The organism is Gracilibacillus phocaeensis (assembly GCF_900626275.1).
Classification (GTDB): Bacteria; Bacillota; Bacilli; order Bacillales; family Amphibacillaceae; genus Gracilibacillus; species Gracilibacillus timonensis.
Genome location: NZ_LR131145.1, coordinates 715565 through 741178, shown reverse-complemented (window position 1 = coordinate 741178; position 25614 = coordinate 715565). Strand labels below are relative to the sequence as shown.

Below are 25614 nucleotides of genomic sequence, written 5' to 3'. Positions count from 1 at the left end.
CTAATTTATGAGCGAGAAAAATGTTCGACGTCCTTCATTTGTGATGAGTTTGATTCCCATTGCACTTGCCTTAATTGTTTTTATTGGTGGAATTGGAATCCTCCAATACCCAGCTGAATTGATGTTGTTGTTTGCTGGGGTGATCTTTGCCATTTTTGCTGTTTTGTATGGGAATAAGTGGGACACGATTATTGAGACGATGGGGTCCAAAATCAAAAAGGCGTTACCAGCCATTCTCATCTTGTTTTGTATCGGGTTATTGATTGGAACGTGGATGATTTCTGGTACGATTCCATTGTTTGTATACTATGGGCTTGAATTGATAAACCCTAACTACTTGTACGTATTGGCCTTCCTAGTAACCGCGATTATTTCGACCTGTGTGGGTACCTCATGGGGAGCTGCCGGTACGATTGGGGTAGCCATCATGAGTATTGCGCAGACCATGGATTTATCGTTAGCTATTACAGCGGGTGCCGTTGTATCCGGTGCTTATTTTGGGGATAAGCTATCTCCATTGTCGGATACAACGAATATGAGTGCCATTGCTGCTGGGTCTAATTTATATGATCATATTAAGCATATGCTCTATACCGCCGTGCCATCTTCTATCTTGGCTATTATTGTCTTCTATTTTGCAGGTACTGGTACGGAGACGGATGAAGCAAGACTTTCCAGTATTCAAGAAATGGTAACGGGATTAGATGAGTTATTTCATTTGAATCTGTTACTTTTAATTCCAGCGCTTATTGTTATTACGGGATCATTAATGAAAAAGCCGCCGATTATTGTATTATTTTCTTCATCTGTGATTGCGATGATCTTAGCCTTATTTTTCCAAGGTGCTTCTTTTGCGAATATATTCAGTTCTGCGGTTTCGGGGTTTAACGCCGATATGCTGGAAGCTGGTGCAGCAGGAATCAGCGAGGACTTACAGGAGCTACTAAACCGCGGTGGACTCTATTCGATGTATAATGCGACGTTTTTTATTTTTGTTGCCTTTTTCTTTGCGTCGGCATTGGAAGTTTCACAAGCCTTAAACACGATTTTAGAAGGCATTATCAAGCATTTACGAACCATCGGAAGTTTAACGTTTTCTGCCCTTGTTACAGGGTTTGCGGTGATCAATTGTACATCCAATGCGCTTGTGTCTTATTTCTTGATTCAAGATATCTATGGCAAGGCATACAGGGAAAAGAACATGCACCCTGTCAATTTGTCCCGTAATATGGAGGATTCCATTACGATTACAGAGGTGTTAATGCCTTGGACCGTTTCCGGGGTGTTTATGGCGACAACCTTAGGGGTAGACAATTTCGAGTTTTTACCTTGGGCAATTTTTAATCTGGGTGGCTTTGTATTCTCTGCCCTTTATGGCTTTTTAGCACCGATTACCGGAGGATTTGGTATTCGGAAATTGGATGTTGATCAGACAAGTAGCACGGATAAATAAGGGTCATAAAGTTTCAAAGACCTGGTGAAAATGGTGCGACGAGGGTCTGGTGTTTATGGCATAAGAAATCCCCATCTGTTATCAGGTGGGGAGGCTATGCTGGCATTTTATCTACCAAAAAATACGTATCTTTAAGCATTTTTTCGTTGTTGTTTTTCTTCTTGCTCTTGTTTCAATTCTTTTACTTCGTCCAGGGTTAATCCTGTTTTTTTAGCGATCAGTTCTAACGATAGAACATCAAGTAGAGACTGGGCAATTTCGATTTTTAGTTCCTTGCTAGCCTTTTCAACAGCTTCCTGTTTCTCTTCTTCAAAAGCTCTGCCAACCTTTGTCATTCTCAACCACTCCTTTACTTGTTTGGCATACGTATCGTCGATAAATTTGTCTGTCGCCGTAAGGATTCCCGCAATAACTTGCACTTGATTCTGCTCATTGTCCATTCTCTTAGCTAGTTCTACGGACGCCTGGATTAATTCATTGCGTTTTCTGACACTGTGCATCAAAGGAACGAGGCTAAACTGGAATAATTCTTCGTGCGTTAACGGTTTTCCTGCTTCCATTTTTTCTCCGATCTGTTCCATAATAGTGTCTCCATTATAGTCGGATAAGAGGATCGGTGTGGAGGAAATGGAGACATCGCCAATATCTAAGCCATCGCTAACTTTTTCCACATCGCTCGTATAAACAACGACAACATGTAAATGCCGGATCTGTTTTTCTTTTTGTAGAAATCTTTGCGACATCCTGTGTGCATATCGCATGTACTTCAAATGATTCTCTACAAAACGAGTGTTGCTTTCGTATTCCAACATGAGGATAGAACTGTCGTCTAGCTCAAAAAAAGTATCCGATCGTGCATCGTCTGCTGTAATCTCTGGGAAGTCATTGGGCAGCAGCCCCTTAATTTTTGGCATATCTTCTAGACCGAAAACATCAAGCGTCACATCTTTATAAAAATCACTTAAGAACCTCAGTAGAATATCTTTATTCTGATAAGCTATTCCCTCTCCCATTATTGCACTCTCCCTGTATATATTTAGTATACCACATTCCTACCTTTTGATAAATTTGCACTTTCTAGCCTCAGCTACGGAACGATCTCCATTTCCGTATGGTAAAAAGATTGATCAAAACCAAAAACTTGGTGAATTTGCTCCTTTTTCATTATGGCTAAGTTAACAGCATCTGTATAAGACAAACGCTGGTCCGCCAAATCCAACAAAATCTGTTCAGCTAATTCACGCGTGTCTGTATCTACATCTATGACATCCAAGGCTCTGTTTGCTTTAGAGTGGTTAATGATGTCAAGAAAGCGCTGGGCATAGATAGCCCCTTCTCGATACCGAAGCCATGTATAAGTCTCTGCAATGACGCAACTTGAAGTGATGCGAGTAATGGAAAAATCAAGCTGCTCAAAAAAATGACGTGCTTTTTTGTGATGTTGGTCAGACGTTGACATTAAAGCAATCCATGCCCCTGTATCAATGAATAATTTACTCCTTTTCATTGGTTTCACGCTCCTCGCTTAGATAAACAGTAGAATCATGGTGAGTGGAGCCTTTGCTGTCACCATCTTTTACCATGCCAATAAGCTGGGCTAAGGGATCTTTACTTGTCTCCCTCTTCACCAGATAATCATCCACAGCCTCTCTAATTATCTCGGCTTCCGTTTTTCGTTCGCGTGCAGAGAGTTGTTTAATTTGTTTGTTTTGACTAGGTTCTAGGTAAACTTGTTTTCTGACTTTATGTGTATCATCGTTCATTGTTTATCACCTCATATACATTATATAATGTATAGATGATGTATACAATTGAAAAGGCTTACCTAATTACGGCGGGTTTGCATTGACAACATATATTATTAAGTAAATAATGAAGGCAGTAAGACAAATTGCAACGTTAGGGGAGATGTTAATGGCTGGAAGAGTATGGATTGGTCTATGCTTTCTTTTGTTTGGTATTGGTTTTCTTTTACATCAAGTGGATATCATTAACTTCGGACAATTACTATCTACCTGGTGGCCGCTTATTTTAATCATGATTGGTATTATTCAGTTATTCTATCGTCATCAGGCTTCTAAAGTATCTGGTTTCATGTTTTTATTTGTTGGGGTCTTCTTTTTGGTAAATCAAGTGTTTAACTTAAATGTGGGTCCTTATTTGGTGCCTTTTCTTCTGATCATTATCGGTATTATCATTATCTTCCATCGATTTAATCGTGGAAAAAGAGCGCATACGGACACAGATTTAAACACATTTGCACTATTTTCGGGTGCAGAGATCCAGAGTCAATCGCAGAATTTTCGTGGTGGTAGTGTCACAACGATCGTGGGAGGAGCGGAAATTGATCTTCGCGACGCACATATTGTTGATGGAGCTATGCTTTATGTAACGTCTGTATTAGGTGGGGCTAGCGTTATGGTTCCAGAAAACGTTCAAGTCGAAGTGACGGGTATTCCCATATTAGGAGGATGGGAAGATAGCACAAGACGGTCTAATGGAGAGGGAGAAGTTATTCGACTAAAGCTTCACTGTCTGACCATTCTTGGCGGGGCAGAGATTAAGAATTAATCATCATTTGTAATCCTCGCTGTTAAACATCTTAGTGATATAAAATCATCAACCCACACACATCGAGTAGTGTGGGTTTTTGAGTTGCATGAATAAAGGATATTGTGAGCACGCTCTTGTCTAATGGCCTTTTTTCGGTAACCAATTCTCTACTTTTATCAAAAAATCCTCAGCATACATTGGTTCATTTCCATAAAAAATCACAACTCCTCCAATTTAATTCAAAAACAGATTGCAAAAATAACGACCTTCCTCTATAATGAAAATGATTCTCATTATCATTTAAGAAAAGTGAGGAGGTGAATATTTGCGTAGTGAACAAGTAAGCAATGCAGGACTCAAGCAAACCTATTATCTGTTTGCCATGGTCTTCCTTATTTGCGCAATTGCAATTACTGCTGTTTATTCCGTCTCTATCGGTCAGGTCCCTATCCCGTTTCAACAGTCGATGCAAGTGGTGCTACATACCATCACCAGTGGTCACCTTGGATCCTTAGATCAGATAGAGAGTGATTCATATACCAATATTATCATGCAAGTTCGTATGCCGCGTGTCCTATTTGCTTTATTGATAGGTATGGGCCTTGCGCTATGTGGTGTAGTGATGCAGGCCATCGTACAAAATCCACTAGCCGACCCATACATACTTGGTATTTCGTCAGGTGGTTCATTAGGGGCTACCTTTGCTATTCTTGTGGGATTTGGCAGTGGAACGGTATTGGCCCAGTTTGGAGTCGCATTTGGTGCATTCATGGGTGCAATGATTACCTCCGTTCTCGTTCTTGGTATATCAAGCATTGGGGGAAAGGTAACGTCGATTAAATTGGTGTTGTCTGGTGTCGTGATCGGCGCCTTATGCAGTTCATTATCTAGTCTGGTCATTTTCTTTGCGAATGATGCGGAGGGAATCAAGAGTGTCACTTTTTGGACCATGGGAAGTTTGGCGTCAGCGAGTTGGAGCAAATTACCTATTATGACTATTATTGTACTGGCAGGATGTTTTCTCTTTCTTTTTCAGCATCGCGTGTTAAATACCATGTTATTAGGCGATGAATCGGCCATCACCTTAGGCATTAATCTCAGTGTGTTCCGAAAACTATACATGATCATCGCGGCATTGATTACCGGCACCATGGTTGCTTATTCAGGAATGATTGGCTTTGTTGGTCTGATTATCCCACACATATGCAGGGGGTTAGTTGGTTCCGATCATAAACGATTAATGCCAACATCCTTGCTCTTAGGAGGCCTCTTCTTGATGTGGGCAGACGTGTTGTCGCGGATACTGGTAGAGAACGTGGAGCTTCCGATCGGTATTCTTACTTCTGTGATCGGCTCTCCATTGTTCATCTATATGATTGTGAAAAAAGGCTATAATTTTGGAGGGTAAGCGATGCAGCTAGTAGTGGATCAATTGAAGACAAAATTGGGAAAAAAGGAAATTGTGAAGAATATTTCATTGCAAGTCAACAATCAAAAGTTTGTCGGCGTGATCGGACCGAATGGCTGTGGAAAATCCACGTTATTAAAGAGTATTTATAAAAGCATTCCTCCACATAACGGTAAGGTTGTTTTGGGGGATATCGATGTCCTAAACACATCACAAAAGAAGATTTCACAGCAATTAGGCGTCGTCGGGCAGTTTAATGAAATGCATTTTGATTTAACGGTGGAACAAATGGTGCTGTTAGGCAGAACGCCGCATAAGAAGTTGTTAGAAGTAGATAATCAAGAGGATATTGATATCGTGGAAGAGGCATTAAGACAAACGAATTTATTAGATTACAAGAACAGAAGTTATTTATCCCTATCAGGTGGTGAGAAACAACGGACCATTTTGGCACGAACCATTGCGCAACAGCCGCAATTTATGATTTTAGATGAGCCAACCAATCATTTAGACATTCGTTATCAACTGGAAATTTTACAATGTGTCAGAGATTTAAAGATTGGTGTCTTGGCGGCACTACATGATTTAGAGATGGCTGCTCATTATTGTGACTATCTTTATGCAATGCAGAATGGGAAGGTATATGCGTCCGGGACACCGGAAGAGGTGTTAACCCCGGATATTATTGGTGAATTATATCAAATCAAATGTGAAACATACACAAATCCAGTAACGAATCAACTAGGATTTGTTTACAACATATAACAGGAGGATGAATATGAAAAAATATTTATATATATGTATGGTTGTTACGATGATAAGCCTACTAGCAGCTTGTGGAAATGAAACAGAGAGTAATGCAACAGCAGAAGAGGGGACAGCCGAAGAATATCCCGTAACGATTACCAACTATACCAAAGCAGAGGGTGGCGCGGAATGGGAAGAAAAGGATCAAGAGTTTGATCAAGCTCCTGAACGAATCATGGCTAATACAAGACCAGCTGCCGAATTATTATTGCATTTAGACTTGAAAGATAAGATTGCGGGTGTTGGAGCTAGTTTCGGTGCTCCAGATTCAACCGTTGAAACGGACTATAATGATTTAAACATCCTAAGTGATTCTTATGTAGGCAAAGAAGTAGCTTTAGGCACTGATCCCGATTTAATCTTTGGCAGAGGCGGCTTATTTACGAATGATGAGTGGGGTGTCGGGACAGTAGACTCCTTAAATGAGATGGATGTGAATACTTACGTGCTGGAATCCTCGATACCTGGTGCAACCTATGAATCGATCTACAAAGATATCGAACAGGTTGGTGCTATTTTTAACGTGCAAGATAAAGCAGAAGCGTTTATTTCACAATTAAAAGAGCAAGAACAAGCCATTATCGATAATTTATCAAGTATTGAGGAGAATAAGACATTTGTCTATTTACACATGACCGATCCGAATGAGGTATCAGTGTACGCTTCTGGAGAGGAAAGCTTTTTTAATGATGTATTTAGTAAAGTGAAACTCACCAATGCTTTTGAAGGGGAAACAGGCGAGGTAAGCTTAGAAACGTTAATCGAAACAGACCCGGATGTACTAATTATTCCGACTTGGATAGATAATGATCCTGAGAATGCAGAAAAGGTAAAAGAAGGCTTATACAGTAATCCAAAGTTATCTAGTATGAAGGCGATTCAGAACGAGCAAGTGTATGCGGTGGATTACAATTACATGTTTGGCTACAGCTACAATGCCTTAGATGGTATGGAAATCTTGGCGAAAGAAATGTATCCAGAATTATTCGAGTAAACTAGAAGGAGGAGTTCCTTCTCCTTCTCTTGTTTGCTGATCACAGAAGTTGTTATAAAAAACCGAGGAGGTTATCAAATGAGAAATCCAGAGATTTACGATGTGACCATTATTGGAGCAGGGCCGGCGGGTCTTTTCTCTGCCTTTTATAGTGGATTGCGTGAAATGAAAACAAAGGTGATTGAGTACCAAGACCGCTTGGGTGGTAAGGTACATGTCTATCCGGAAAAAATGATTTGGGATATTGGCGCTTTAACACCGGTGTCTGGTGAACAGTTGATTGAACAAATGATAGAACAGGCAAAAACCTTCGACCCAACAATTGTCTGTAAGGAAAAGGTAACCACGATTGCTCAGGATGAACAAGGGATATTTATTCTTCATACAGCCTCAGGTGAAAAGCATTATTCTAGGACAATTATTCTGGCAATCGGCGGTGGTATTCTCAACCCGCAAAAGCTGGAAATAGACGGGGCAGAAAAATATGAGGTTGCTAACCTTAGCTATACGATTAAGTCACTCCAACGATTTAAAGATAAAACCGTGCTTATTTCTGGTGGTGGTCATACCGCAGTCGATTGGGCGAATGAATTAGAGCCGATCGCGCGAAAAGTCTATTTGGTTTATCGTAAAGATGCACTTAATGCTCATGAAGCGCAGGTAACCCAGTTGATGAATAGTTCCGTCGAATGTCACTTTGATACCGATATAAAACGTTTGATTGCTAACGATTCAGGAGAATATATCGAGCAAGTTGAGCTAAGTCATTGCCAAACAAACCAAAAATCCCATATAATGATTGATGAATTAGTGGTAAACCATGGTTTTGTTCGCGAGAAGAAATTATTGGAAGAAAGTGACCTGCCCATTGAGATGGCAAACGAGTATTTTATTGCAAGCAGCCCATTTAGTGAGACATCGGTGGCGGGCTTATATGGAGCTGGAGATGTGATTAAATACGATGGCAAGGTTCATTTAATTGCTGGTGCTTTTCAAGATGCAGTGAATGCTGTCAATAAAGCGAAGCAGTTTATTGAGCCCGACGCATTGGCCTCTGGAATGGTATCTTCCCACAATGACCTCTTCAAAAAACGCAATAAAAAATTGGTTGCCCAGCTCGTGAATTAAGTAAAAAAAGGTCATAAATAGGGGGGTATCTCATGGATTACTTGAAGCGTTTCTTTTCTTATTATAGTCCTTACAAGGGGCTTTTTCTTTTAGATTTCATCTGTGCTATTTTTGTAGGAATCTTAGAATTAGCCTTTCCGCTTGCGGTTAATCAGGTGATTGATCGTCTCTTGCCACAAGGAAATTGGACACTGATCATTTGGGCGTGTGTCGCCTTATTGTTGATCTATGCTTTGAATACCTTACTGCAATATATCGTCACTTACTGGGGGCATAGATTAGGTATCAATATCGAGACAGATATGCGTCAAAAGTTGTTTACTCATATGCAGAAGCTATCGTTTGGCCATTATGATAATAACAAAACCGGTCACTCCATCTCGAGGTTAACCAAAGATTTGGAAGAGATCGGGGAAATGGCACATCATGGCCCAGAAGACGCCTTTGTTGCCTTGATGACGCTAGCTGGTGCCTTTGCGATTATGCTTGGCATCAATTGGCCACTTGCCGTGATTTCTTTTATCGTCATTCCTTTGCTAATGGTCTTTGCCATTTACTTTAACAAGCTGATGACTAGAACCTTTCGCAGGATGTTCCATGATATTGCCGATATCAATTCTAGAGTTGAGGACAGTATTGGTGGTATTCGTGTTGTACAGGCATTTGCTAATGAAAAATATGAACAGGATAAATTTGCTGAGAATAATGAACGGTATCGTCAAACCAAACTGGCCTCGTACAAGATCATGGCAAAAAATATTATGTCCAATTATTTTTTGATGCGCATTGTTACTTTGTTCACCCTATTTTTCGGAACTTGGTTTGTGATCAACGGTTCCATGACTTATGGTGAATTTGTTGCCTTTTTGCTTTTGTCGAATATTTTGCTGGCACCTATTCAGAAAATCAATGCGATTATCGAGAGTTATCCAAAAGGAATTGCTGGGTTTAAGCGGTATACAGAGGTGCTGGATACTAATCCTGATATTGCTGACAGTCCGCAAGCACGGGATATTCCGATTCACGGAGAAATACGTTATCAGGATGTCTCCTTTGGTTACAGCCCAACAGAGAGTATTCTTGAACAGCTTAGTTTCGAGGTTAATGCAGGAGAAACTGTCGCATTCGTTGGTCCTTCCGGTGCTGGGAAAACAACTGTATGTAGTCTGCTGCCTCGTTTTTACGAGACGATGTCAGGTGATATTTATATCGATGGTCATTCCATTCAGGATTTCACGCTTCGTTCATTGCGGAATCAGATTGGCATCGTGCAGCAGGATGTGTTTTTATTCTCAGGTACAATTCGAGAAAATGTAGCCTACGGTAAATTGGAGGCCTCCGATGAAGAGATTATGGAAGCTGCTGAAAAAGCCCAACTGAAGACATTTATTGAGGCGCAACCAGATGGTCTGGATACCGTAATTGGCGAACGTGGCGTTAAGCTTTCTGGTGGTCAAAAACAACGCTTGTCAATCGCTCGTATGTTTTTGAAAAACCCGCCTATTTTAATCTTAGACGAGGCCACTTCAGCTTTAGATACAGAAACTGAGTTGGCCATACAACAGTCACTTGCTGAGCTATCAAAAGGTCGAACGACATTAGTGATTGCTCACCGCTTGGCGACGATTAAGAATGCGGATCGAATTATTGTATTAACCAAGGATGGCATCGCCGAACAAGGATCTCATCAAGAATTGCTGCAACGGACGGGAACTTATAGTCGTCTGCATCAGGCACAATTTGGCTAAATCAAATAACTGGACGGAAGAGATGGAATCGATGGCAGATTCCGTCTTTTCTTATGATGATAACCATACAAATCAAGCTGGAAGGAACAAGCCTTTATATGATAAAATAGACTTATAAGGTTTACTGACGAGAATCCTTATTATGGACTCCTTTAATCAGAAAGGAACGATTCCCATGCGAAACTTTATGAAAATGTTAAAACCCTTTGATATTGTCATTATTGTTGTACTTATATTTATATCCCTTATTCCGCTTACTTATTTTTCTATTATGCAGGCACAACAAAAGGGAGATACCGTTGTGGCTGAGATTTCCCGAGATGGTGAAGTGTTACGCGAGATTACCTTGACAGGAAATGAAGGAAATGAAGAATTTACGATTGAAGGAGAAGGCGACCAATATAACCGCATCGAAGTAGATGGAGAGAGAATTAGGATCAAAGAAGACAACAGTCCAGATCAAGTGGGAGTACGAATGGGCTGGAAAGATAAACCTGGCGAGACCATTGTCTGCCTGCCGCATAAGTTACTGATTGAATTATCCTCGGAAAACGAAGATAACGGCGGGGAAGAAGATGTAATTATTTCTCACTAGGAACTAGAGGCGATACCAATTAGTGCTAATCGTCTCATAACAAGTAAAAGAGCTTATTAATAAAATGTATACAGACTGAATCCACAACGGGTTCAGTCTTATTTTGCGTCGAAGGAAAGTAACCTTTTTTCTTGTTGTTTTAATAGATCACAAAAAAGGGAATAATTCGTTCAAGAAGCTTTTTTATCAAGGAGGTATGGAAGATGACGGATACACATATGCCGAGGGATAAAGGATTGGACCACACATTACAGCTGTTGCATGAGGGATATCATTACGTAATGAATCGTTCAGATAAATTCGATTCCCGGCTATTTGAAACGAAGCTGTTAGGGGAAAAGGTCATCTGTATGGTCGGTCAAGAAGAGGCAGCACTCTTTTACGATAATGCGAAATTTTCTCGGAAGGACGCCTCTCCGAGCAGAATTCAGAAAACGTTATTTGGCGAAGGTGGCGTGCAAGGTTTAGATGGGCAGGAGCATCACCATCGCAAGGAGATGTTTATGTCGTTAATGTCGCAGGATGGCTTGGCAAGAATGGCGTCTTTCATTCAAGAAGAGTGGGAGCAAGAAATGGATCAATACCAAGACGAAAAGGTGATTATCTATTCATTAGCCAAGCGGGTTTTAACCAGAGCTGCTTTAAGATGGACAGGGGTTCCTTATCAAGAGGATCAGATAGAAACGTGGAGCGATCACTTAGGTGATATGTTTGAAGACGCTGGAGCAGTTGGACTGAAACATTGGCAGGCAAGAAGGTCCAGAAACAAGGCAGAGGATTGGATCAAGGAATTAGTCGGTAAAGTACGTGAAAAAGAGATTGAAGTCGGCGAAGACAGCCCACTTTACCATTTTGTCTGGCATCGCGATTGGAATGGAGAATTGCTGGACAAGTCGATTGTGGCCGTCGAATTATTGAATTTATTACGTCCGATTGTGGCGATTGCTGTCTATATTGATTTTCTTGCCTTAGCGATCCATGATTATCCAGAAGCGGTTCGTCAATTGGAAACGGAACAGGAAAGGGAGCATTTCATTCAAGAAGTAAGACGGTTTTATCCGTTCTTTCCCGTAGCTCCTGCACGTGTAAAAATGGATTTTGAATGGGAAGGATATCGTTTTAAAGAAGGAACATTAGTCCTGTTAGATTTATATGGCACCAACCATGACCCAGCTATTTGGGATCACCCGGATACTTTTCAGCCAGAGAGGTTTAAGGAATGGAGCGGTTCTCCATTTGATTTTATTCCTCAAGGAGGAGGCGAATTTGATATTGGTCATCGCTGCGCCGGTGAATGGCTTACGCTCGAAGTGTTGAAAGTGACGTTAGATTTTTTCGTTAACCAAATCACGTATACCTTTCCAGAGCAGGACCTGACGTATAAAATGAATGATATTCCACCATTGCCGAAAAGTCGTGTGGTTATGGAGCAGGTACACATGAAGTAAACAAGGAGAAGGGAGGGGCAAATGATGAACGATGAAATAAACAGGAAAGAAAGGGAAAAGAACAAGCGGAAAACCATTCATGAGGAAAAACGTAGCAAATTGGATCAATTCAAAGAACAACAGTTTGTCGATGAAACGCCATTAGAAGATCAGAAAATTGACAGACAGAATGAGAAGGATAAGAAAAACAGTCAAAGCACTTCTCAATCAGAGAAAAAGTATAAAGAGAATTAAGAACCATAAAGGCTGTGCATTTTATGACTGCACAGTCTTTATTTGTAGGATAGGGGATCTAGTCAACAACTAACGATTCTGGTAAAATGATGGGGATTACTCAAGAAAACGATCGACATTGGAAATGTTCGTGTCCCCCATTATCCATGTCAAGTTTTCGCCATCGTTATGGAAATGAGCTTGAGGAGAGAAAATATGGCTTTTATTCTCAGTTTAGTCTTATATCTGCTTATTCTGTTAGTATTATCGCTCGGCTTGTTTGTGCTAATGGTGTCCATTTTTTGGACAAATGAACCAGCTATTCTTTTCTTAGTATCCGTGATCACCGTGCACTTGCTTTTACAAACGGCGGGAAGTATCCGAAAGCGCAAACGTTGGACAGATATTTATAAGCAAAAAGGTAGTGCGGAAGAATGACTCTCTGCACTACCTTTTTTAAACATGGATAAGGACTCACTGTTATCCAAACTCATATCTGTGCCGGTCGCTGACGACGCAAGAAAAATAAATAAATATATAACAAGATCGATAAGCTAACAGAGATGGCGGCAGTTAGATAAATATAGCTGTAGCCAAAACTATTCGCTATTTGACCAAATACCATTGCGCCCGTGCCGACTCCTAAGTCAAAAAAGGAGAAGAAGGTAGCATTGGCCATTCCTTTCCGGTGATTGGCTGCACTATTGACTGCCCATGCCTGTAATGCCGGCTGTACAGAGCCAAAACCAAGCCCGTATAAAGAGGCCGCGATAAATAAGACAACGGCGTTAGGCATCCAAACCAGTAAACACATGGCAATGATAATCGAAGCGGCGCCGGGTAGAAAGACAGCGACATGCCCGTATCTATCATATAAACGACCAGAGAATGTTCGAGAAACCATCAAAAATAAGGCATAAAGCAAGAAATAGATTTCAATGCCTGCAATATTCTCTTCTGCTGTATACAATGGCAAGAAGGAGGCAATCCCTCCAAAAGTCGTTGTAATAAAGAACAGTAATATCGCTGGTGTAAGTGCCGATTTTTCCACCACATCAAATCTCGATGTTTTTTCCTCAGAAAGAGGGGGTTCTACCTTTTTATAAGTGATCTGAGTAGCCAGAATAAAGGCCATCAAACCAAGGCTGGCGGCGATAATAAATAACCACGTAAATGACAGATAACCATATAGAGTCAAGCCCAATGTTGGTCCAAAAGCCAGCGCTAAGTTACCTGACAGGCCGAAGTAGCCCATTCCTTCACCACGTCTGCTTTGTGGAATCAAGTCCGTGGCGATGGTACCGGTAGCGGTTGTAGAGTAGCCCCAGCCAAGCCCCTGCACGACACGCATAAGCAAGAGGAAGACAATACTCGTTATAAAAGCAAATGACCCAACTGAAATAACAAAAATAGACAATCCGATTAAATAAACAAATTGTCTACCCTTTGATTCTAAGGCGTGTCCGGCATTAGGCCGAATAAGTAAAGCCGAAAAGGTGAAAATACCAGTAATAATTCCGATCATTTGATTACTGCCACCTAATTCCTGCACTAGTAAAGGAACGGTAGGCAGTGTCATTTGAAAGCCAAGAAAAATAAAGAAGTTGGCGACACAAATAGAAATAAAATCCTTCGTCCAAATCCTTTCTTTTGTTTGTTGCATATATACTAACTCCTTTAATTATTTCGGTAATCGAAATTTAATTATACCGCAGTTTCCTATGACAAAAAAGAAAAGTGTCTTGATTAAGTAAAAAGTAAGAAAAAAATATTTCAATTTGAAACATATTTGACATCATAATGTAAGTTTATAATGGTCAAGAAAAAGGAATAATGAGTTAACAACTATAAGTATGCGTTTAAAAAGAACCAAGCGTCATTTTTATTGGGCTTTTTGAACAACCTCTATAATAAGTACTAAAAAATGTGAAATTATAATATGGGAAGGTGTGTGAAAAGGATGAAGGGTGTTATTCTTGCCGGAGGAAGCGGCACACGGTTATCACCAAGTACGGATAGCTTAAATAAGCACCTATTACCTGTTTTTGATAAACCGATGATCTATTACCCGCTGTCTGTCTTAATGTTAGGTGGACTGAAAGAGATCATGATTATCAGTACACCAGAAGATACTGAACGATTTGAACGATTATTAGGAGATGGTTCCTCGCTGGGCCTTAGCCTAACGTATCGTGTACAAGAAGAGCCAAAAGGAATCCCAGAGGCCCTCGTGATTGCAGAAGGCTTTATTGGAAAAGATGATGTGACCTTAATTCTTGCTGACAATATCTTCTTTGGGCAGGGCTTTACTACACTATTAAGGAAAGCGATCAAAGAGCATAAGCATGCAACGATCTTTGGTTATCGTGTCAAGGATCCTGAACGATTTGGAGTAGTTGAATTTGATCATCAACAACGCGCTATTTCACTCGAAGAAAAACCAGAAGATCCCAAATCTGATTTTGCGGTTACCGGCCTATATATGTATGACCATCGCGCTGTCCAACTAGCAAAAAAATTAAAGCCATCCGATCGTGGTGAATTGGAGATTACCGACTTGAATAAGGAGTATTTAAAATTTGGGCAGTTACATGTGGAACTGTTAGGCCGCGGCTTTGCCTGGATGGATGCCGGCACACAGGAATCATTATTTGAAGCAGGTGAGTTTATCAAGACCACCCAGCAGCGTCAAGGCTTCAAGATTGCTTGTTTAGAAGAGATCGCCTTCTATATGGGCTATATTTCTAAAGACGCATTATACGAAAAAGGAAAGGCGATGGAGAAAAACGACTATGGACAATATTTAATGGAAATAGCAGGTCGCAAACACCATCAACAATATTGGGATTCCATTGATCATCATCCCATGTTAGGACTGGTGGAAAATGAATAAAACCATACTAATTACAGGTGGGGCCGGTTTTATCGGCTCCAATTTCATCCATTATTATCGGCAGCAACACCCAGAAGACAGAATTATCAATATGGATAAGTTGACGTATGCTGGCTCTCTTCAAAATCTCAGCAGTATCACAGAGGATTCCTATTATACTTTTGTGGAAGGAGATATCGCTGATCTGAAGCTTATCGAGGACATTTTTAATCAAGAGGATATTGATGGGGTGATTCATTTTGCTGCAGAATCCCATGTGGATCGTTCAATTGCCGACTCCATTCCTTTTATTCATACCAATGTGGTAGGGACCATGAATATCCTGCAAACGGCGTATAAGAATTGGGAAGAAAAAGGGGAACTAAAATCCCGTCGTTTTCACCAGATATCCACGGACGAAATCTATGGCTCATTAGGTGAAGAAGGTCAATTTACCGAAGACACCCCGTATGACCCGCGAAATCCTTATAGTGCCTCCAAGGCTAGTGCCAATCTGTTGGTAAAGAGCTTTGGCTATACCTATGGGATGAATATTGTGATTTCCTCTTGTTCGAATAATTATGGTCCGAGACAACATGAAGAAAAGCTGCTTCCTACTATTATTCGGCATGCGCTTGCCAATGAGTCCATTCCTATTTACGGAGATGGTCAAAATATTCGAGATTGGCTCTATGTTCATGATCATTGTGAGGCGATTGATTTGATCTATCATCAAGGTAGACCAATGGAAACTTATAATGTTGGCGGGGAAAATGAGCAGACCAATATCACGATAACCAAACAAGTTTGTCAGCTTTTAGATCAAGTGTGTCCCGAACTTCTGCGGCAATATCGCTTAGAACGTTTTGAACAGCTGATGACCTTTGTGGAAGATCGAAAGGGGCATGATCGCCGTTATGCCGTAAATGCAAGTAAAACAAAGAGAGAGTTAGGCTGGCAACCAGTGACATCATTGACGAATGGACTGAAACAAACGGTAGATTGGTACGTGGAGAAATGGAAAAGAACAACCAACCGCTGATCTCTGTCGTTGTCCCGGTTTATGGCTGTAAGACTTGCTTAGCAGAATTATGTGATCGCGTCAAACAAACGATTCAGTCCATTCCAGCTCGCTACGAAATTCTGCTTGTTAATGATGCAAGTCCTGATCATGCTTGGGAAGTAATTACAAATCTGCATACCCAAGATCCACAGGTGAAGGGGATTGATTTAACGCGTAATTTTGGTCAGCATCATGCCATTACTGCTGGACTTGATTTTACTGCCGGAGATTGGGTGGTGGTGATGGACTGTGACTTGCAGGATCGACCAGAGGAAATCATATCCTTATACTACAAGGCGTTGGAAGGTTACGATGTTGTATTTGCTCAGCGCATGGTACGACAGGATCGATCGATGAAAAAACTATCCTCGAAATTATTTTACAGAATATATGACTACTTCAGTGGTCAAAAAAGTGATGCAACGATTGCCAATTACAGTATTGTATCCCGCAAAGTTGTTGAAAGTTATCGCGAATTACGAGAACAGAATCGCTATTTTCCGCTTTTTATCAAGTGGATTGGTTATAAGCAAACCAAGCTTCCCGTTCAGCATGATGCAAGGAAAGAAGGTAAATCCTCGTACCATTTTCGCAAACTAGTGGTACTTGCTACGGACGCTATCGTATCACAGTCTAATAAGCCACTACGGCTTTCGATTACCGTCGGCTTCTTGATGGCTACACTTTCGTTTATCTATGCACTATATTTATTTACTCGCTACTTTTTTTTGGCAGAACCTGTGCAAGGATGGACCAGTGTGATGGTCTCGCTTTTCTTTATTGGCGGGCTGATTTTTTTTCAGTTTGGCATTATTGGCTTGTATTTGGGGAAAATTTTCAACGAAACGAAAAATCGGCCCATCTACTTAATTAGGGATGTGACCGATGCTAATGCGGAAAAGAAAGGAGATAGGCAATGAGCAACAATACCTTTTTAGAAGCAACACCATGGGACCGGCGTAATTTTGCTATCGCTACTTATCAACTAACGGAATATAGGGAGGAAGCCTTGCAAGAAACCAACAAAGTCGAAGGTCATTTTACAATAAAGGTGGATCCGTTTGCTGATAAGTCCATATTGCAGCAATATGGCTTCTACTATGTGGATACCTTATCAGAACCCTTTTGCAAGCGAGAGCACTTCTTGGCTGATCGTGCTGGTGATATCACCTTTACCAAAGATTATGACAACGATCAGGTGCTGACTATTGCAGAAGGAGCGTTTCAAGGCGGACGCTATCATCGTGATTTTAATGTCCCTAATGATTTAGCCGATTTACGTTATCGTAATTGGGTGAAAGATTTAATCGATCAAGATTTGATTCTTGCTTATGTACAGCAAGGAAATGTGGATGGTTTTTTTGCCTATCAAGAGGAACATGTTCTCCTGATGGCGATGCACAAAAGGGTTCGGGGCAAGGGCTTTGCCACACCGTTTGCAGCGGCTTGTTTACAGGAACAATGGGAACGAACCGATGCTGACAAACTGATTACATCGATTTCTCCCAGTAACCCTGCCTCGTTGAATGTGTTCCTTGGCGTAGGCTTTCGGATGGGTCCTTGTAAGGATATTTATCATAAAGTAAATGGCTCGGTTGGGGGAGATTAAATTGGGATATTTATATATTGCAGCAACGATTATCTTTACCGTATATGGACAGTTAATTATTAAATGGACGATGGATCGCCAAGGGGAATTACCGGAAGGGCTTTTCGATAAATTTATTTTCTTAGTGCAAATGATTGGGAATCCATGGATATTGTCTGGTTTTTTTGCTGCCTTTCTAGCGGCTTTAAGCTGGATGGCTGCCATGACGAAATTCGATATTAGCTATGCCTATCCATTTATGAGTCTTTCCTTTGTCTTAGTATTTATCCTGTCAGCGATTCTATTTGCCGAGCCAGTCAATCCACAAAAAATGATTGGCTTTGCCTTAATTATCATTGGGATTATCGTAATGAGGTGAGCAGATGATACCTTTTAACAAACCATGTTATATCGGAGAAGAAGAGCAAGCAATCGCTCAAGCTATTGCCAATCGGAAAATGTCCGGCAATGGTGTTTTCGGTAAGCAGTGTGCGGCATGGTTAGAGCAACAATTACATACCAAAAAAGCACTGCTGACCCCTTCTTGTACAGCGGCATTGGAGATGTGTGCCTTGCTGATTGATATTCAGTCGGGAGACGAGGTGATTATGCCTTCTTACACCTTTGTCTCAACTGCCAATGCATTTGCCTTAAGGGGAGCGCAAATCGTGTTTGTCGATGTAGATCCAGCCACGATGAATATCGATCCGGAACAAGTGAGAGCAGCAGTAACCGAACGAACAAAGGCCATTATGGTAGTACATTACGCAGGTGTGGCCTGTGATATGGACCGTATAATGGCGATTGCAAATCAGCATAAGTTATGGGTGATGGAAGACGCTGCACAAGCATTGATGAGCCAGTACAATGGACAGCCGCTTGGTACGATTGGTCACTTAGGAACCATTAGTTTTCATGAAACGAAGAATTATGGTTGTGGAGAGGGTGGTGCCTTGCTGGTCAACGACAAAACCCTGATCACCCGTGCAGAAATCATCCAGGAAAAAGGAACAGACCGCTCCCAGTTTATTAGAGGAGAGGTTGATAAATACAGCTGGCGTGATATTGGCTCTTCTTATCTATTGAGCGAGCTGAATGCTGCCTATTTATCGGTTCAGCTGGACCATGCTGAAGCCATTAATCAGGATCGATTGTCAAGCTGGTATGCTTATGAAGAAGGATTACGTGCTTTGGCGACAAGCGGTATGCTAGAGGTTCCATATATCCCCGCGTATGCCAAGCATAATGCCCATCTCTTTTTCATCAAAACGGTCCATCCAACGAGTAGACCACGATTGATGGAATGGCTAACAGCGCAAGATATTATGACCGTTACCCATTATGTGCCATTGCACACTTCAACCGCTGGTAAGAAATATGGCAGATTTCACGGGATTGATCGTTATACGACCAATGAAAGCAATAAATTACTGCGTTTACCACTTTATTATGGAATGAGTAAAAGGGATGTAGCTTATGTGGTGGAAAAGATTCAACAATTTTATGAAGGCTAAATGGATTTGGATAGGGTGTCTGGTTATCCTGGCTTACCTATCCCCTTATCTAATATTCGGTGAAGCTACTCATATTCGTGTCCATGACAATATGGATTCCAATATTGTCTGGTATAAGGTGTTAGCTGAAAGTGGTCATATTTTCACCTTGCAAGATATTCAGCTTCCATATGCCGTGAATGGGTTACCACGAAGTGCTCTACCGTCAGCTTTCGATGCCGTGGTTTGGTTATATGTCCTTTTTGAACCGATGGCCGCCTATACGATTAGTGAAACAGTGATGCGCTTTGCCGCTTTCTTTGGGATGTATTTATTATTAACGAGGTTTATATTAAAAGAAGAAACCAGTCCGTGGATAAAAGTAGGCGTACCGTTGGCGTTTGCCTTGCTTCCCTACTGGCCTTCGGGTGCTTTATCGATTGCAGGGATACCGCTGGCTTTGTATGGCTTTTTAATGATACGTAAATACCGTAAACAGGCGCCAAGGCACGTATGGCTGCTCTTATTTTTGATCCCGTTTTTCTCGAATTTTATCTTGAGCTTTGTATTCTTTTTGGCAATTATGGGGATATGGTGGTTCGTTGATCGTATCCGTTTTGGTAATTGGAACTGGGCGTTTTTTACTGCTATAGCAGGAATGACGAGTATCTATCTGCTGAAAAATTATTTGCTGATTACCTCGATGTTTTTTAGTTCTGATTTCACTTCCCATCGAGCAGAACTGGAGTTAGGAGAAAATACCTTTCAACGAAGTTATGAATTGGGATGGGAGAATTTTCTGTATGGACATACCCATGACGAGGCCCATCAAGCCTATATTATTGTTCCTTTTATGCTTCTTGCTCTTTTGACAGCCATTCTGAAAAATCGTCAGCCTAAATTATTAATGATCTTATTCTTAGCCAATCTGGTATTGTCGTTCTGGTATGCCTTCTGGTATTGGGAAGGCTGGCGTCTGATTAAGGATCATATCTCGATTGTTAATGAGTTTAATTTTGCTCGGATCCACTTTTTAGACCCGCCAATTTGGTATATTATTTTTGCGCTTGCCCTGCTGATTATGTGGAAACACCTTAAATTCGGAAAGTATTTAGCGATGTTGGCTGTCGTTGGGCAGTGCATGTTTTTATTTGTTTTAACAGAGGATATAAAATATAGGGAAGTTGGTACGCCAAGCTTTGAAGAATTTTATTCGGAAGATCTATTTGCAGATATTCAGGAGTATATTGGCGAAGATCCCAGCAGTTACCGCGTAGTTAGTATTGGAATGCACCCGACAATTGCCCAATTCAATGGTTTTTACACCCTGGATACGTATAATAATAGTTTTTCTTTAGCGTATAAGCATGCGTTTCGTGAGATTATTTCCGGAGAATTGGAAAAAAATCCTCACTTGAAAAATTATTTCGATAACTGGGGGGGCAGATTGTATATGTATGTAGCCGAACATGGGGAAAATTATATGTATACCAAGGATAAAAACGAGCCGATCGAACAATTGGATATTAACACAGACGCCCTTCAAGCGCTTGGGGGCGAGTATATCTTGTCTGCAATGGAGATTGGCAATGCCGAATCGTTAAGTTTAGATTTGGAGGAAGTTTTTACGGATAAAGAATCTCCATGGGAAATTTATTTGTATAGGGCGAATGGATAGTCTGGCATTCATTCCATAGATGAAAGTAAAGACAGAACCTGTACCCGTGAGAAGGTGCAGGCTTGTTTTATCACAATGCGAGGAACCTGTTAGCTAACCTCATTCATCCATGTTAAAATGAGAAGATAAAGATGTTCGGTTATCTAAGGAGAGATATTATTTTTCATAAAATCAATGGCTTTAAGGATACGCCTCTACCCATTCTGAGTGTAAAGCTGATGTTGATGGCAGGAGTGGTTGTATTTGCTTTTCTTTCTATTGGCTTGGAGGAAGTTTGGCTAGGGTATGGAATGATTGGCATGGGCTTATTGATGATGACGCTGGGAGTGGAAAAGAAGCTCGTGGATCAGGAACATATCACGTTAACCTTCAGTATCGTGGTAGCGATTGTCTTTTTTGCTATTTCTAGTTATATTTTTAGCAATCATTAGTGTGGAGCACGTGGTGCATGACCAAATCGAATCGGATGAAAGGGAAAGGGGCGTGGACATTATTGGGCTTTCTTTGCTATTTATGCTGCTGATGGGCTTTATCTTGATGGTGACTTGTCTCGTTTCTATTTTTCTGGTGGTGGAGATATACAAACAAAAGAAAGCTCCCCGAAAGATTTCCTATGGTGTCTTAGGGTTGCTGCTTACTCATTGGGTCTTTTTCCTTGTTGGTGGTTATGCCCTATTTCCAGTAAATATTGCTGATGCTATTTTTCTGCCTGTCTGGCTGATAATATCTCTAGCAGGTGCATGTATTACGATTTATGAAATGAAAAATTTTCGACTTTTTGCCATCACAATGGCTGGTTTAACGGTGATAAGCTTATTATTTAGTCTTTTTATTAATGGGATTGGGAAAATGTAGATGGAGCTTACCAGCGAATCAAAAACTGTAAAAAGGTAGTTAATGCAAACAAAAACGCAAAAGTTCATCCCTTGCGTTTTCCTATATTACTCAGCTGTATAGCTGCTGTTTTCAATGCCCCTATCATCGACAATCACGTCTTTTTCCTGGAGAAGTGGTTTAAAATATCTTTGACACCGTCCTCAATACGTGCCTGTGCTTCCAAGGTCATCCCAGAGCTACAATCTTCATTTGCATTCTCTCCCTTATTGAGGCTTGAGAATATCCTCTATTTTAGAAAAAAGTGTACAAAAAAACCCGTTGCTATCACATATATCACTCTTTTTAATTATTCCTAAAAAGTGATTTGTAACAGCAACGGGTATACTACAACATTCATCCAACGATTAATTTAATCAATAATTAATTAATCGGAACTACCATCAGACAAGTGTGACTCTAAGAACCAGAGATCTTTATCAAGCTGACGGGATACTTCGGTAAATAAATCTGCTGTATTCGCGTCAATTCCTTCAGCAACATCAATTGCTTCGCGGAGACTGTTAGCAACAATAGCCCAGCGTTCAGTTAATGCCTCTATCACCACGATGTCTTTACTGTCTTCTAATCGCCATGCTGGAACGGATGTCTCCTGTGCCATGAATTGAATTGGTTTACCAGCTGTTCCTCCCAAGGTACCGACTTGTTCTGCGAGCATGTCAATGGCTTCTGGCAGGCGTCCTGCTAAGTCATCAAAGAACTCGTGATAAGCAATAAACCGAGGACCGCGTACATTCCAATGTGCTAGTTTTGTCTGAATAAAGAGATCCGTTAAATTAGTTACATGTTTATTCAGTAACTCCATTAATTCTTTTCTGCCTTGTTCGGATTTTGTTTCTCTAAATTGCATCATATTGATTACCTCCTGAAGAAAAATCATTAATTATCTCATCATTATTGTTATTCCCATGCCTTGTCCAAATGAAACGCAATTTATTGAAAAAAAGCCAGTTTATATCGTTTTCTAAAAATAAAGGTTGCATTTTTAGAAAATGGTGTTATTATTTAGTTAGTTAGATTTTAAAACAAACTAACATTGCCATAAAAATTTATGTTAGGAGTTTATCCCATGCATCAGACAGAGGCGAGCAAATTCGATATTATCAAACGAATCAATCGATCCATGGTACTGGATAAGATCAAGTCAAGTGAAGAAATAAGCAGGACAGAGATTGCCAAAGATTTAAAGTTAAGTAAGGCAACGGTTTCTTCCATTATTGAAGAATTAGTAAGCAGAAAGTTAGTGGAGGAAATGGGGAAGGGTAAGTCCACCGAACGAGGTGGTCGAAAAAGATCGATGCTACGATTTAATCCTAGTTCTAAAATAGGAATTGGCGTGGATATTGGTGGAACCAAGATTCAAATGATTATGACAGATTTAATTGGGAACAAGGTGTATGAACGACGTATTGCATCGACCAATAAAATGAGCGAATTGATTGATTTTATTGAGGAGGCAATCAATGACTCCCAAGTAGCAAGAGACAGTATTGTTTCATTAGGAGTAGGAGTTCCTGGTTTTACCAATCCAGAAACAGGGATGGTATTTGAATCACCAGCGCTGCAATGGAGAGATGTTCCTTTAAGAGAACAGTTGCAAGAAGCCTTTTCATTCCCTGTGTTTATTAATAACGATGTGAACTGTGCAGCTCTTGGGGAGAGGTGGCTTGGTTCTGGGGATAATCGTGATCATATTTTCTTTATTGCGATTGGGACGGGAATTGGTAGCGCTATTATTTCAGAAGGTAAACTTATCTATGGTGCAGATTTTATGAGTGGAGAAATTGGCTATCAGATTTCGCGTGAAGATATTAGAAATAAGCGATTTAATCAATTAAAGAAATTTGGTGTATTTGAAAGTAAAGCCTCCGGTGAAGGGATCAGAACCGAACAGTATTCTGCCGAAGAAGTATTCGAACAATATCGTCAAGGCAAGGAAGAAGCTGTCCTGATTATTAATGAATTTATGGAAGAGTTAGCGGTGGTTATTGTAAATAGTATTAATTTGCTTAATCCGGAAAAAGTCGTAATAGGTGGAGGGGTTTCAGAATCTATGGCTGTTGTACTTCCAAAGCTTCAAGCCAGAGTGGATGAATTAACACCGATCAAAACAGAGATTGAATTAGCGACTTTAAGCAGTATGGCTGGAGCGATTGGAGCGGTCAATTATTCCTTTCAAGAAGTAGAAGAAAACAATTTGTTGTGAAAGATGAAATCATCTCCTGTCAGTAAACAGGAGTATGTTTTGCAGGGTAATGAAAGCGATTCATTATAAAACGAAGCAAACGTTATGTTTGTTTTGACATATAAAACATTCCTAAAAGGGGAGGAAGTTATAATGAAAAAGTTATTTGCTATAAGTGTCTTGTTGTTGTCTTTTAGTTTATTACTCGCCGGCTGTTCCGATAATGGGGAGGAATCTTCTGGAGAGGAAAATGCAGATCAGATAACACTTGATGTCATTTGGTTTAGTGATGGTAATGAAGGAGACGTGTTTAAAGAAATAACCGATCAATATACAGAAGAGAATCCAGACGTTACTTTTAATATTATTGATACACCCTATGATGATTTACTAACTCGAATTAGAACGCGGGTGTCTGGCGGAGATGCGCCAGACTTGGCCAGAATATCAGGGATTAATCACGTTCAGGATGCCCTTTTAGATTTAACCCCGTATCTAGATGACAAAGATGCGTTTCTCGATCAATTTTCAGATGTTGCCATTCCAACTGTTGTAAGGGACGATGCCGTTTATGGCATACCGACTGACTTAACAGCACATGGATTATTTTATAATAAAGAATATTTTGAGCAAGCCGGTGTGGAGGTGCCTGCCTCACCAGATGATGTCTGGGATTGGGCCGAATTTGAAGCTGCCCTGCAACAAGTAAGTGATAATAGTGATGCCAGATTTGGCTTGGCGTATGATCTATCACCATCCAGATATTCTACTTTGATTTATCAAAATGGAGGAAGCATATTTAGTGAAGATCAAACATCATTAACCGTAAATGAACCAGCATCCGTTGAGGCCTTAGAATACTTTCAAGAATTACATGAGAAAGAGTTAATTCCTAGCTCGATTTGGTTAGGTGGAGAAAATCCGAACTCGTTATTCAGGTCTGGCCAAGCCGCTATGCATCTATCAGGTAATTGGAATGTGCAAAATTATGAAGAAAATGCGGACTTTGATTGGGGTGTCACGTATATGCCAGAAGGAACACAGCGATCCTCAGTGGCAGGTGGCAAGCAAATGGTAGGCTTTGAAGATTCTGAGCATAAAGAGGCGGTAGCGGACTTCTTACTTTATTTTGCTTCTCAAGAGGTGAATGAGCAATTTGTTTCCGAATCATCCTTTTTAAGTACACGAAAAGATAACGCAGAGATTGAATATGATGTAAGAAGCGAAGAAATGCAGGTATTTGCCGACGAACTTAGTGTAACATCACAGATTCCGACATTGGATTGGGAGAATCCAAATATGCCAGCTGTGGAAACGCTTTTAACAGAAAATGTTCAAAAGACGTTATCAGGTGAATTAAATGCGCAAGAGGCAATGGATCAAATTGTCGAAAACGCAGAGATCGAATAATCTAAGAAAATTTGTACCTGTCCTTCGGCAAAAGGGAGGGCAGGTATTACAAAACAGTAAAAGTAGGTAACAGGGAGGACAACA

General features: G+C 40.6%; 27 protein-coding genes and 1 pseudogene. 22 read left to right on the top strand and 6 right to left on the bottom strand.

Translation table 11 applies throughout. The features are described 5' to 3' along the window. Positions 1–7 precede the first annotated feature (7 nt). The gene (gene nhaC, locus E0E32_RS19615; RefSeq protein ID WP_066190165.1) at positions 8–1453 is read left to right on the top strand and encodes a Na+/H+ antiporter NhaC; all 1446 of its coding nucleotides are present in this window, start codon (positions 8–10) and stop codon (positions 1451–1453) included. Positions 1454–1584: 131 nt separating this feature from the next. Here the strand turns inward: nhaC and E0E32_RS19610 are convergent, their stop codons facing one another. From E0E32_RS19610 to E0E32_RS19600, 3 genes are all read right to left on the bottom strand, one after another. Beyond that, positions 1585–2469, bottom strand: coding sequence for an RpnC/YadD family protein (locus E0E32_RS19610; protein ID WP_130860579.1), 885 nt, complete (start codon positions 2467–2469; stop codon positions 1585–1587). Between the two features lie 71 nt (positions 2470–2540). Beyond that, entirely contained in the window at positions 2541–2960 is a 420-nt protein-coding gene (locus E0E32_RS19605) for a type II toxin-antitoxin system VapC family toxin (protein ID WP_130860578.1), read from the bottom strand. Beyond that, positions 2947–3216, bottom strand: coding sequence for a ribbon-helix-helix domain-containing protein (locus E0E32_RS19600; RefSeq protein ID WP_066190180.1), 270 nt, complete (start codon positions 3214–3216; stop codon positions 2947–2949). The genes E0E32_RS19605 and E0E32_RS19600 overlap by 14 nt, the downstream gene beginning before the upstream one ends. A gap of 109 nt (positions 3217–3325) precedes the next feature. On the opposite strand from E0E32_RS19600, the gene E0E32_RS19595 reads away from it, so the two are divergent. From E0E32_RS19595 to E0E32_RS19550, 10 genes are all read left to right on the top strand, one after another. Continuing rightward, the gene (locus E0E32_RS19595) at positions 3326–4024 is read left to right on the top strand and encodes a LiaF transmembrane domain-containing protein (protein WP_130860577.1); all 699 of its coding nucleotides are present in this window, start codon (positions 3326–3328) and stop codon (positions 4022–4024) included. A gap of 364 nt (positions 4025–4388) precedes the next feature. Next, on the top strand, positions 4389–5414 hold the full coding sequence (locus E0E32_RS19590; RefSeq protein WP_066191276.1) for a FecCD family ABC transporter permease: 1026 nt from the start codon (positions 4389–4391) through the stop codon (positions 5412–5414). A gap of 3 nt (positions 5415–5417) precedes the next feature. After that, complete coding sequence (locus tag E0E32_RS19585) at positions 5418–6179, top strand: ABC transporter ATP-binding protein (protein ID WP_066190185.1); 762 nt, start codon at positions 5418–5420, stop codon at positions 6177–6179. Between the two features lie 13 nt (positions 6180–6192). After that, positions 6193–7215, top strand: a complete 1023-nt coding sequence (locus E0E32_RS19580; RefSeq protein WP_066190187.1) for an ABC transporter substrate-binding protein — start codon at positions 6193–6195, stop codon at positions 7213–7215. 78 nt (positions 7216–7293) lie between these two features. After that, positions 7294–8343: an NAD(P)/FAD-dependent oxidoreductase gene (locus E0E32_RS19575; protein ID WP_066190188.1), complete on the top strand. Its 1050-nt coding sequence runs from the start codon at positions 7294–7296 to the stop codon at positions 8341–8343. A 32-nt stretch (positions 8344–8375) separates the two neighbouring features. Beyond that, positions 8376–10091, top strand: a complete 1716-nt coding sequence (locus E0E32_RS19570) for an ABC transporter ATP-binding protein (RefSeq protein ID WP_066190190.1) — start codon at positions 8376–8378, stop codon at positions 10089–10091. Between the two features lie 175 nt (positions 10092–10266). Continuing rightward, complete coding sequence (locus tag E0E32_RS19565) at positions 10267–10686, top strand: NusG domain II-containing protein (RefSeq protein ID WP_066191279.1); 420 nt, start codon at positions 10267–10269, stop codon at positions 10684–10686. A 203-nt stretch (positions 10687–10889) separates the two neighbouring features. Next, positions 10890–12134, top strand: coding sequence for a CYP152 family fatty-acid peroxygenase CypC (cypC, locus tag E0E32_RS19560; protein ID WP_130860576.1), 1245 nt, complete (start codon positions 10890–10892; stop codon positions 12132–12134). Between the two features lie 24 nt (positions 12135–12158). After that, on the top strand, positions 12159–12368 hold the full coding sequence (locus tag E0E32_RS19555) for a YczO family protein (protein ID WP_066190195.1): 210 nt from the start codon (positions 12159–12161) through the stop codon (positions 12366–12368). A gap of 195 nt (positions 12369–12563) precedes the next feature. After that, the gene (locus E0E32_RS19550) at positions 12564–12785 is read left to right on the top strand and encodes a hypothetical protein (protein ID WP_066190197.1); all 222 of its coding nucleotides are present in this window, start codon (positions 12564–12566) and stop codon (positions 12783–12785) included. 52 nt (positions 12786–12837) lie between these two features. Here E0E32_RS19550 and E0E32_RS19545 read toward each other — a convergent pair whose 3' ends face one another. After that, positions 12838–14010 carry an MFS transporter gene (locus tag E0E32_RS19545; protein WP_066190199.1) on the bottom strand — a complete coding sequence of 391 codons (1173 nt, stop codon included), beginning with the start codon at positions 14008–14010 and terminating at the stop codon, positions 12838–12840. Between the two features lie 297 nt (positions 14011–14307). Between E0E32_RS19545 and rfbA the strand changes: the two genes are divergently transcribed. From rfbA to E0E32_RS19500, 9 genes are all read left to right on the top strand, one after another. Then, entirely contained in the window at positions 14308–15240 is a 933-nt protein-coding gene (gene rfbA / locus E0E32_RS19540; protein WP_066190203.1) for a glucose-1-phosphate thymidylyltransferase RfbA, read from the top strand. After that, positions 15233–16261, top strand: a complete 1029-nt coding sequence (gene rfbB / locus E0E32_RS19535; RefSeq protein ID WP_066190207.1) for a dTDP-glucose 4,6-dehydratase — start codon at positions 15233–15235, stop codon at positions 16259–16261. The genes rfbA and rfbB overlap by 8 nt, the downstream gene beginning before the upstream one ends. Continuing rightward, positions 16237–17202: a glycosyltransferase family 2 protein gene (locus tag E0E32_RS19530; protein ID WP_130860574.1), complete on the top strand. Its 966-nt coding sequence runs from the start codon at positions 16237–16239 to the stop codon at positions 17200–17202. Before rfbB ends, E0E32_RS19530 begins: the two co-directional genes overlap by 25 nt. Beyond that, positions 17199–17891, top strand: a complete 693-nt coding sequence (locus E0E32_RS19525) for a GNAT family N-acetyltransferase (protein ID WP_130860573.1) — start codon at positions 17199–17201, stop codon at positions 17889–17891. Before E0E32_RS19530 ends, E0E32_RS19525 begins: the two co-directional genes overlap by 4 nt. 1 nt (position 17892) lies before the next feature. Beyond that, the gene (locus tag E0E32_RS19520) at positions 17893–18249 is read left to right on the top strand and encodes an EamA family transporter (RefSeq protein WP_066190216.1); all 357 of its coding nucleotides are present in this window, start codon (positions 17893–17895) and stop codon (positions 18247–18249) included. A gap of 4 nt (positions 18250–18253) precedes the next feature. Then, a complete protein-coding gene (gene rffA / locus E0E32_RS19515) occupies positions 18254–19384 on the top strand; it encodes a dTDP-4-amino-4,6-dideoxygalactose transaminase (RefSeq protein ID WP_066190219.1) in 1131 nt (376 codons plus the stop codon). After that, positions 19347–21041: a DUF6044 family protein gene (locus E0E32_RS19510; RefSeq protein WP_066190222.1), complete on the top strand. Its 1695-nt coding sequence runs from the start codon at positions 19347–19349 to the stop codon at positions 21039–21041. Before rffA ends, E0E32_RS19510 begins: the two co-directional genes overlap by 38 nt. 131 nt (positions 21042–21172) lie before the next feature. Next, positions 21173–21472: a hypothetical protein gene (locus E0E32_RS19505; protein ID WP_130860572.1), complete on the top strand. Its 300-nt coding sequence runs from the start codon at positions 21173–21175 to the stop codon at positions 21470–21472. Between the two features lies 1 nt (position 21473). Then, positions 21474–21896 carry a hypothetical protein gene (locus E0E32_RS19500; RefSeq protein WP_165445094.1) on the top strand — a complete coding sequence of 141 codons (423 nt, stop codon included), beginning with the start codon at positions 21474–21476 and terminating at the stop codon, positions 21894–21896. Positions 21897–21982: 86 nt separating this feature from the next. On the opposite strand, the pseudogene E0E32_RS22735 reads toward E0E32_RS19500, so the two are convergent. Next, positions 21983–22113, bottom strand: a pseudogene (locus E0E32_RS22735) (NAD-dependent formate dehydrogenase); the annotation flags it as partial. Positions 22114–22302: 189 nt separating this feature from the next. Further along, positions 22303–22788, bottom strand: coding sequence for a DNA starvation/stationary phase protection protein Dps (gene dps, locus E0E32_RS19490; protein WP_066190257.1), 486 nt, complete (start codon positions 22786–22788; stop codon positions 22303–22305). 216 nt (positions 22789–23004) lie between these two features. Between dps and E0E32_RS19485 the strand changes: the two genes are divergently transcribed. Continuing rightward, positions 23005–24141, top strand: a complete 1137-nt coding sequence (locus tag E0E32_RS19485) for an ROK family transcriptional regulator (protein WP_165445093.1) — start codon at positions 23005–23007, stop codon at positions 24139–24141. Positions 24142–24273: 132 nt separating this feature from the next. Further along, on the top strand, positions 24274–25530 hold the full coding sequence (locus tag E0E32_RS19480) for an ABC transporter substrate-binding protein (protein ID WP_165445092.1): 1257 nt from the start codon (positions 24274–24276) through the stop codon (positions 25528–25530). Positions 25531–25614: the final 84 nt, after the last annotated feature.

Coding starts and splice junctions, on each gene's coding strand:
- E0E32_RS19505 (WP_130860572.1), top strand. CDS start 21,173: ATGTTCGGTTATCTAAGGAGAGATATTATTTTTCATAAAATCAATGGC.
- E0E32_RS19545 (WP_066190199.1), bottom strand. CDS start 14,010: ATGCAACAAACAAAAGAAAGGATTTGGACGAAGGATTTTATTTCTATT.
- E0E32_RS19605 (WP_130860578.1), bottom strand. CDS start 2,960: ATGAAAAGGAGTAAATTATTCATTGATACAGGGGCATGGATTGCTTTA.
- E0E32_RS19550 (WP_066190197.1), top strand. CDS start 12,564: ATGGCTTTTATTCTCAGTTTAGTCTTATATCTGCTTATTCTGTTAGTA.
- dps (WP_066190257.1), bottom strand. CDS start 22,788: ATGATGCAATTTAGAGAAACAAAATCCGAACAAGGCAGAAAAGAATTA.
- E0E32_RS19565 (WP_066191279.1), top strand. CDS start 10,267: ATGCGAAACTTTATGAAAATGTTAAAACCCTTTGATATTGTCATTATT.
- E0E32_RS19600 (WP_066190180.1), bottom strand. CDS start 3,216: ATGAACGATGATACACATAAAGTCAGAAAACAAGTTTACCTAGAACCT.
- nhaC (WP_066190165.1), top strand. CDS start 8: ATGAGCGAGAAAAATGTTCGACGTCCTTCATTTGTGATGAGTTTGATT.
- E0E32_RS19585 (WP_066190185.1), top strand. CDS start 5,418: ATGCAGCTAGTAGTGGATCAATTGAAGACAAAATTGGGAAAAAAGGAA.
- E0E32_RS19575 (WP_066190188.1), top strand. CDS start 7,294: ATGAGAAATCCAGAGATTTACGATGTGACCATTATTGGAGCAGGGCCG.
- E0E32_RS19480 (WP_165445092.1), top strand. CDS start 24,274: ATGAAAAAGTTATTTGCTATAAGTGTCTTGTTGTTGTCTTTTAGTTTA.
- rffA (WP_066190219.1), top strand. CDS start 18,254: ATGATACCTTTTAACAAACCATGTTATATCGGAGAAGAAGAGCAAGCA.
- E0E32_RS19595 (WP_130860577.1), top strand. CDS start 3,326: ATGAAGGCAGTAAGACAAATTGCAACGTTAGGGGAGATGTTAATGGCT.
- rfbA (WP_066190203.1), top strand. CDS start 14,308: ATGAAGGGTGTTATTCTTGCCGGAGGAAGCGGCACACGGTTATCACCA.
- rfbB (WP_066190207.1), top strand. CDS start 15,233: ATGAATAAAACCATACTAATTACAGGTGGGGCCGGTTTTATCGGCTCC.
- E0E32_RS19525 (WP_130860573.1), top strand. CDS start 17,199: ATGAGCAACAATACCTTTTTAGAAGCAACACCATGGGACCGGCGTAAT.
- E0E32_RS19555 (WP_066190195.1), top strand. CDS start 12,159: ATGAACGATGAAATAAACAGGAAAGAAAGGGAAAAGAACAAGCGGAAA.
- cypC (WP_130860576.1), top strand. CDS start 10,890: ATGACGGATACACATATGCCGAGGGATAAAGGATTGGACCACACATTA.
- E0E32_RS19580 (WP_066190187.1), top strand. CDS start 6,193: ATGAAAAAATATTTATATATATGTATGGTTGTTACGATGATAAGCCTA.
- E0E32_RS19510 (WP_066190222.1), top strand. CDS start 19,347: ATGTGGTGGAAAAGATTCAACAATTTTATGAAGGCTAAATGGATTTGG.
- E0E32_RS19570 (WP_066190190.1), top strand. CDS start 8,376: ATGGATTACTTGAAGCGTTTCTTTTCTTATTATAGTCCTTACAAGGGG.
- E0E32_RS19530 (WP_130860574.1), top strand. CDS start 16,237: ATGGAAAAGAACAACCAACCGCTGATCTCTGTCGTTGTCCCGGTTTAT.
- E0E32_RS19485 (WP_165445093.1), top strand. CDS start 23,005: ATGCATCAGACAGAGGCGAGCAAATTCGATATTATCAAACGAATCAAT.
- E0E32_RS19590 (WP_066191276.1), top strand. CDS start 4,389: ATGGTCTTCCTTATTTGCGCAATTGCAATTACTGCTGTTTATTCCGTC.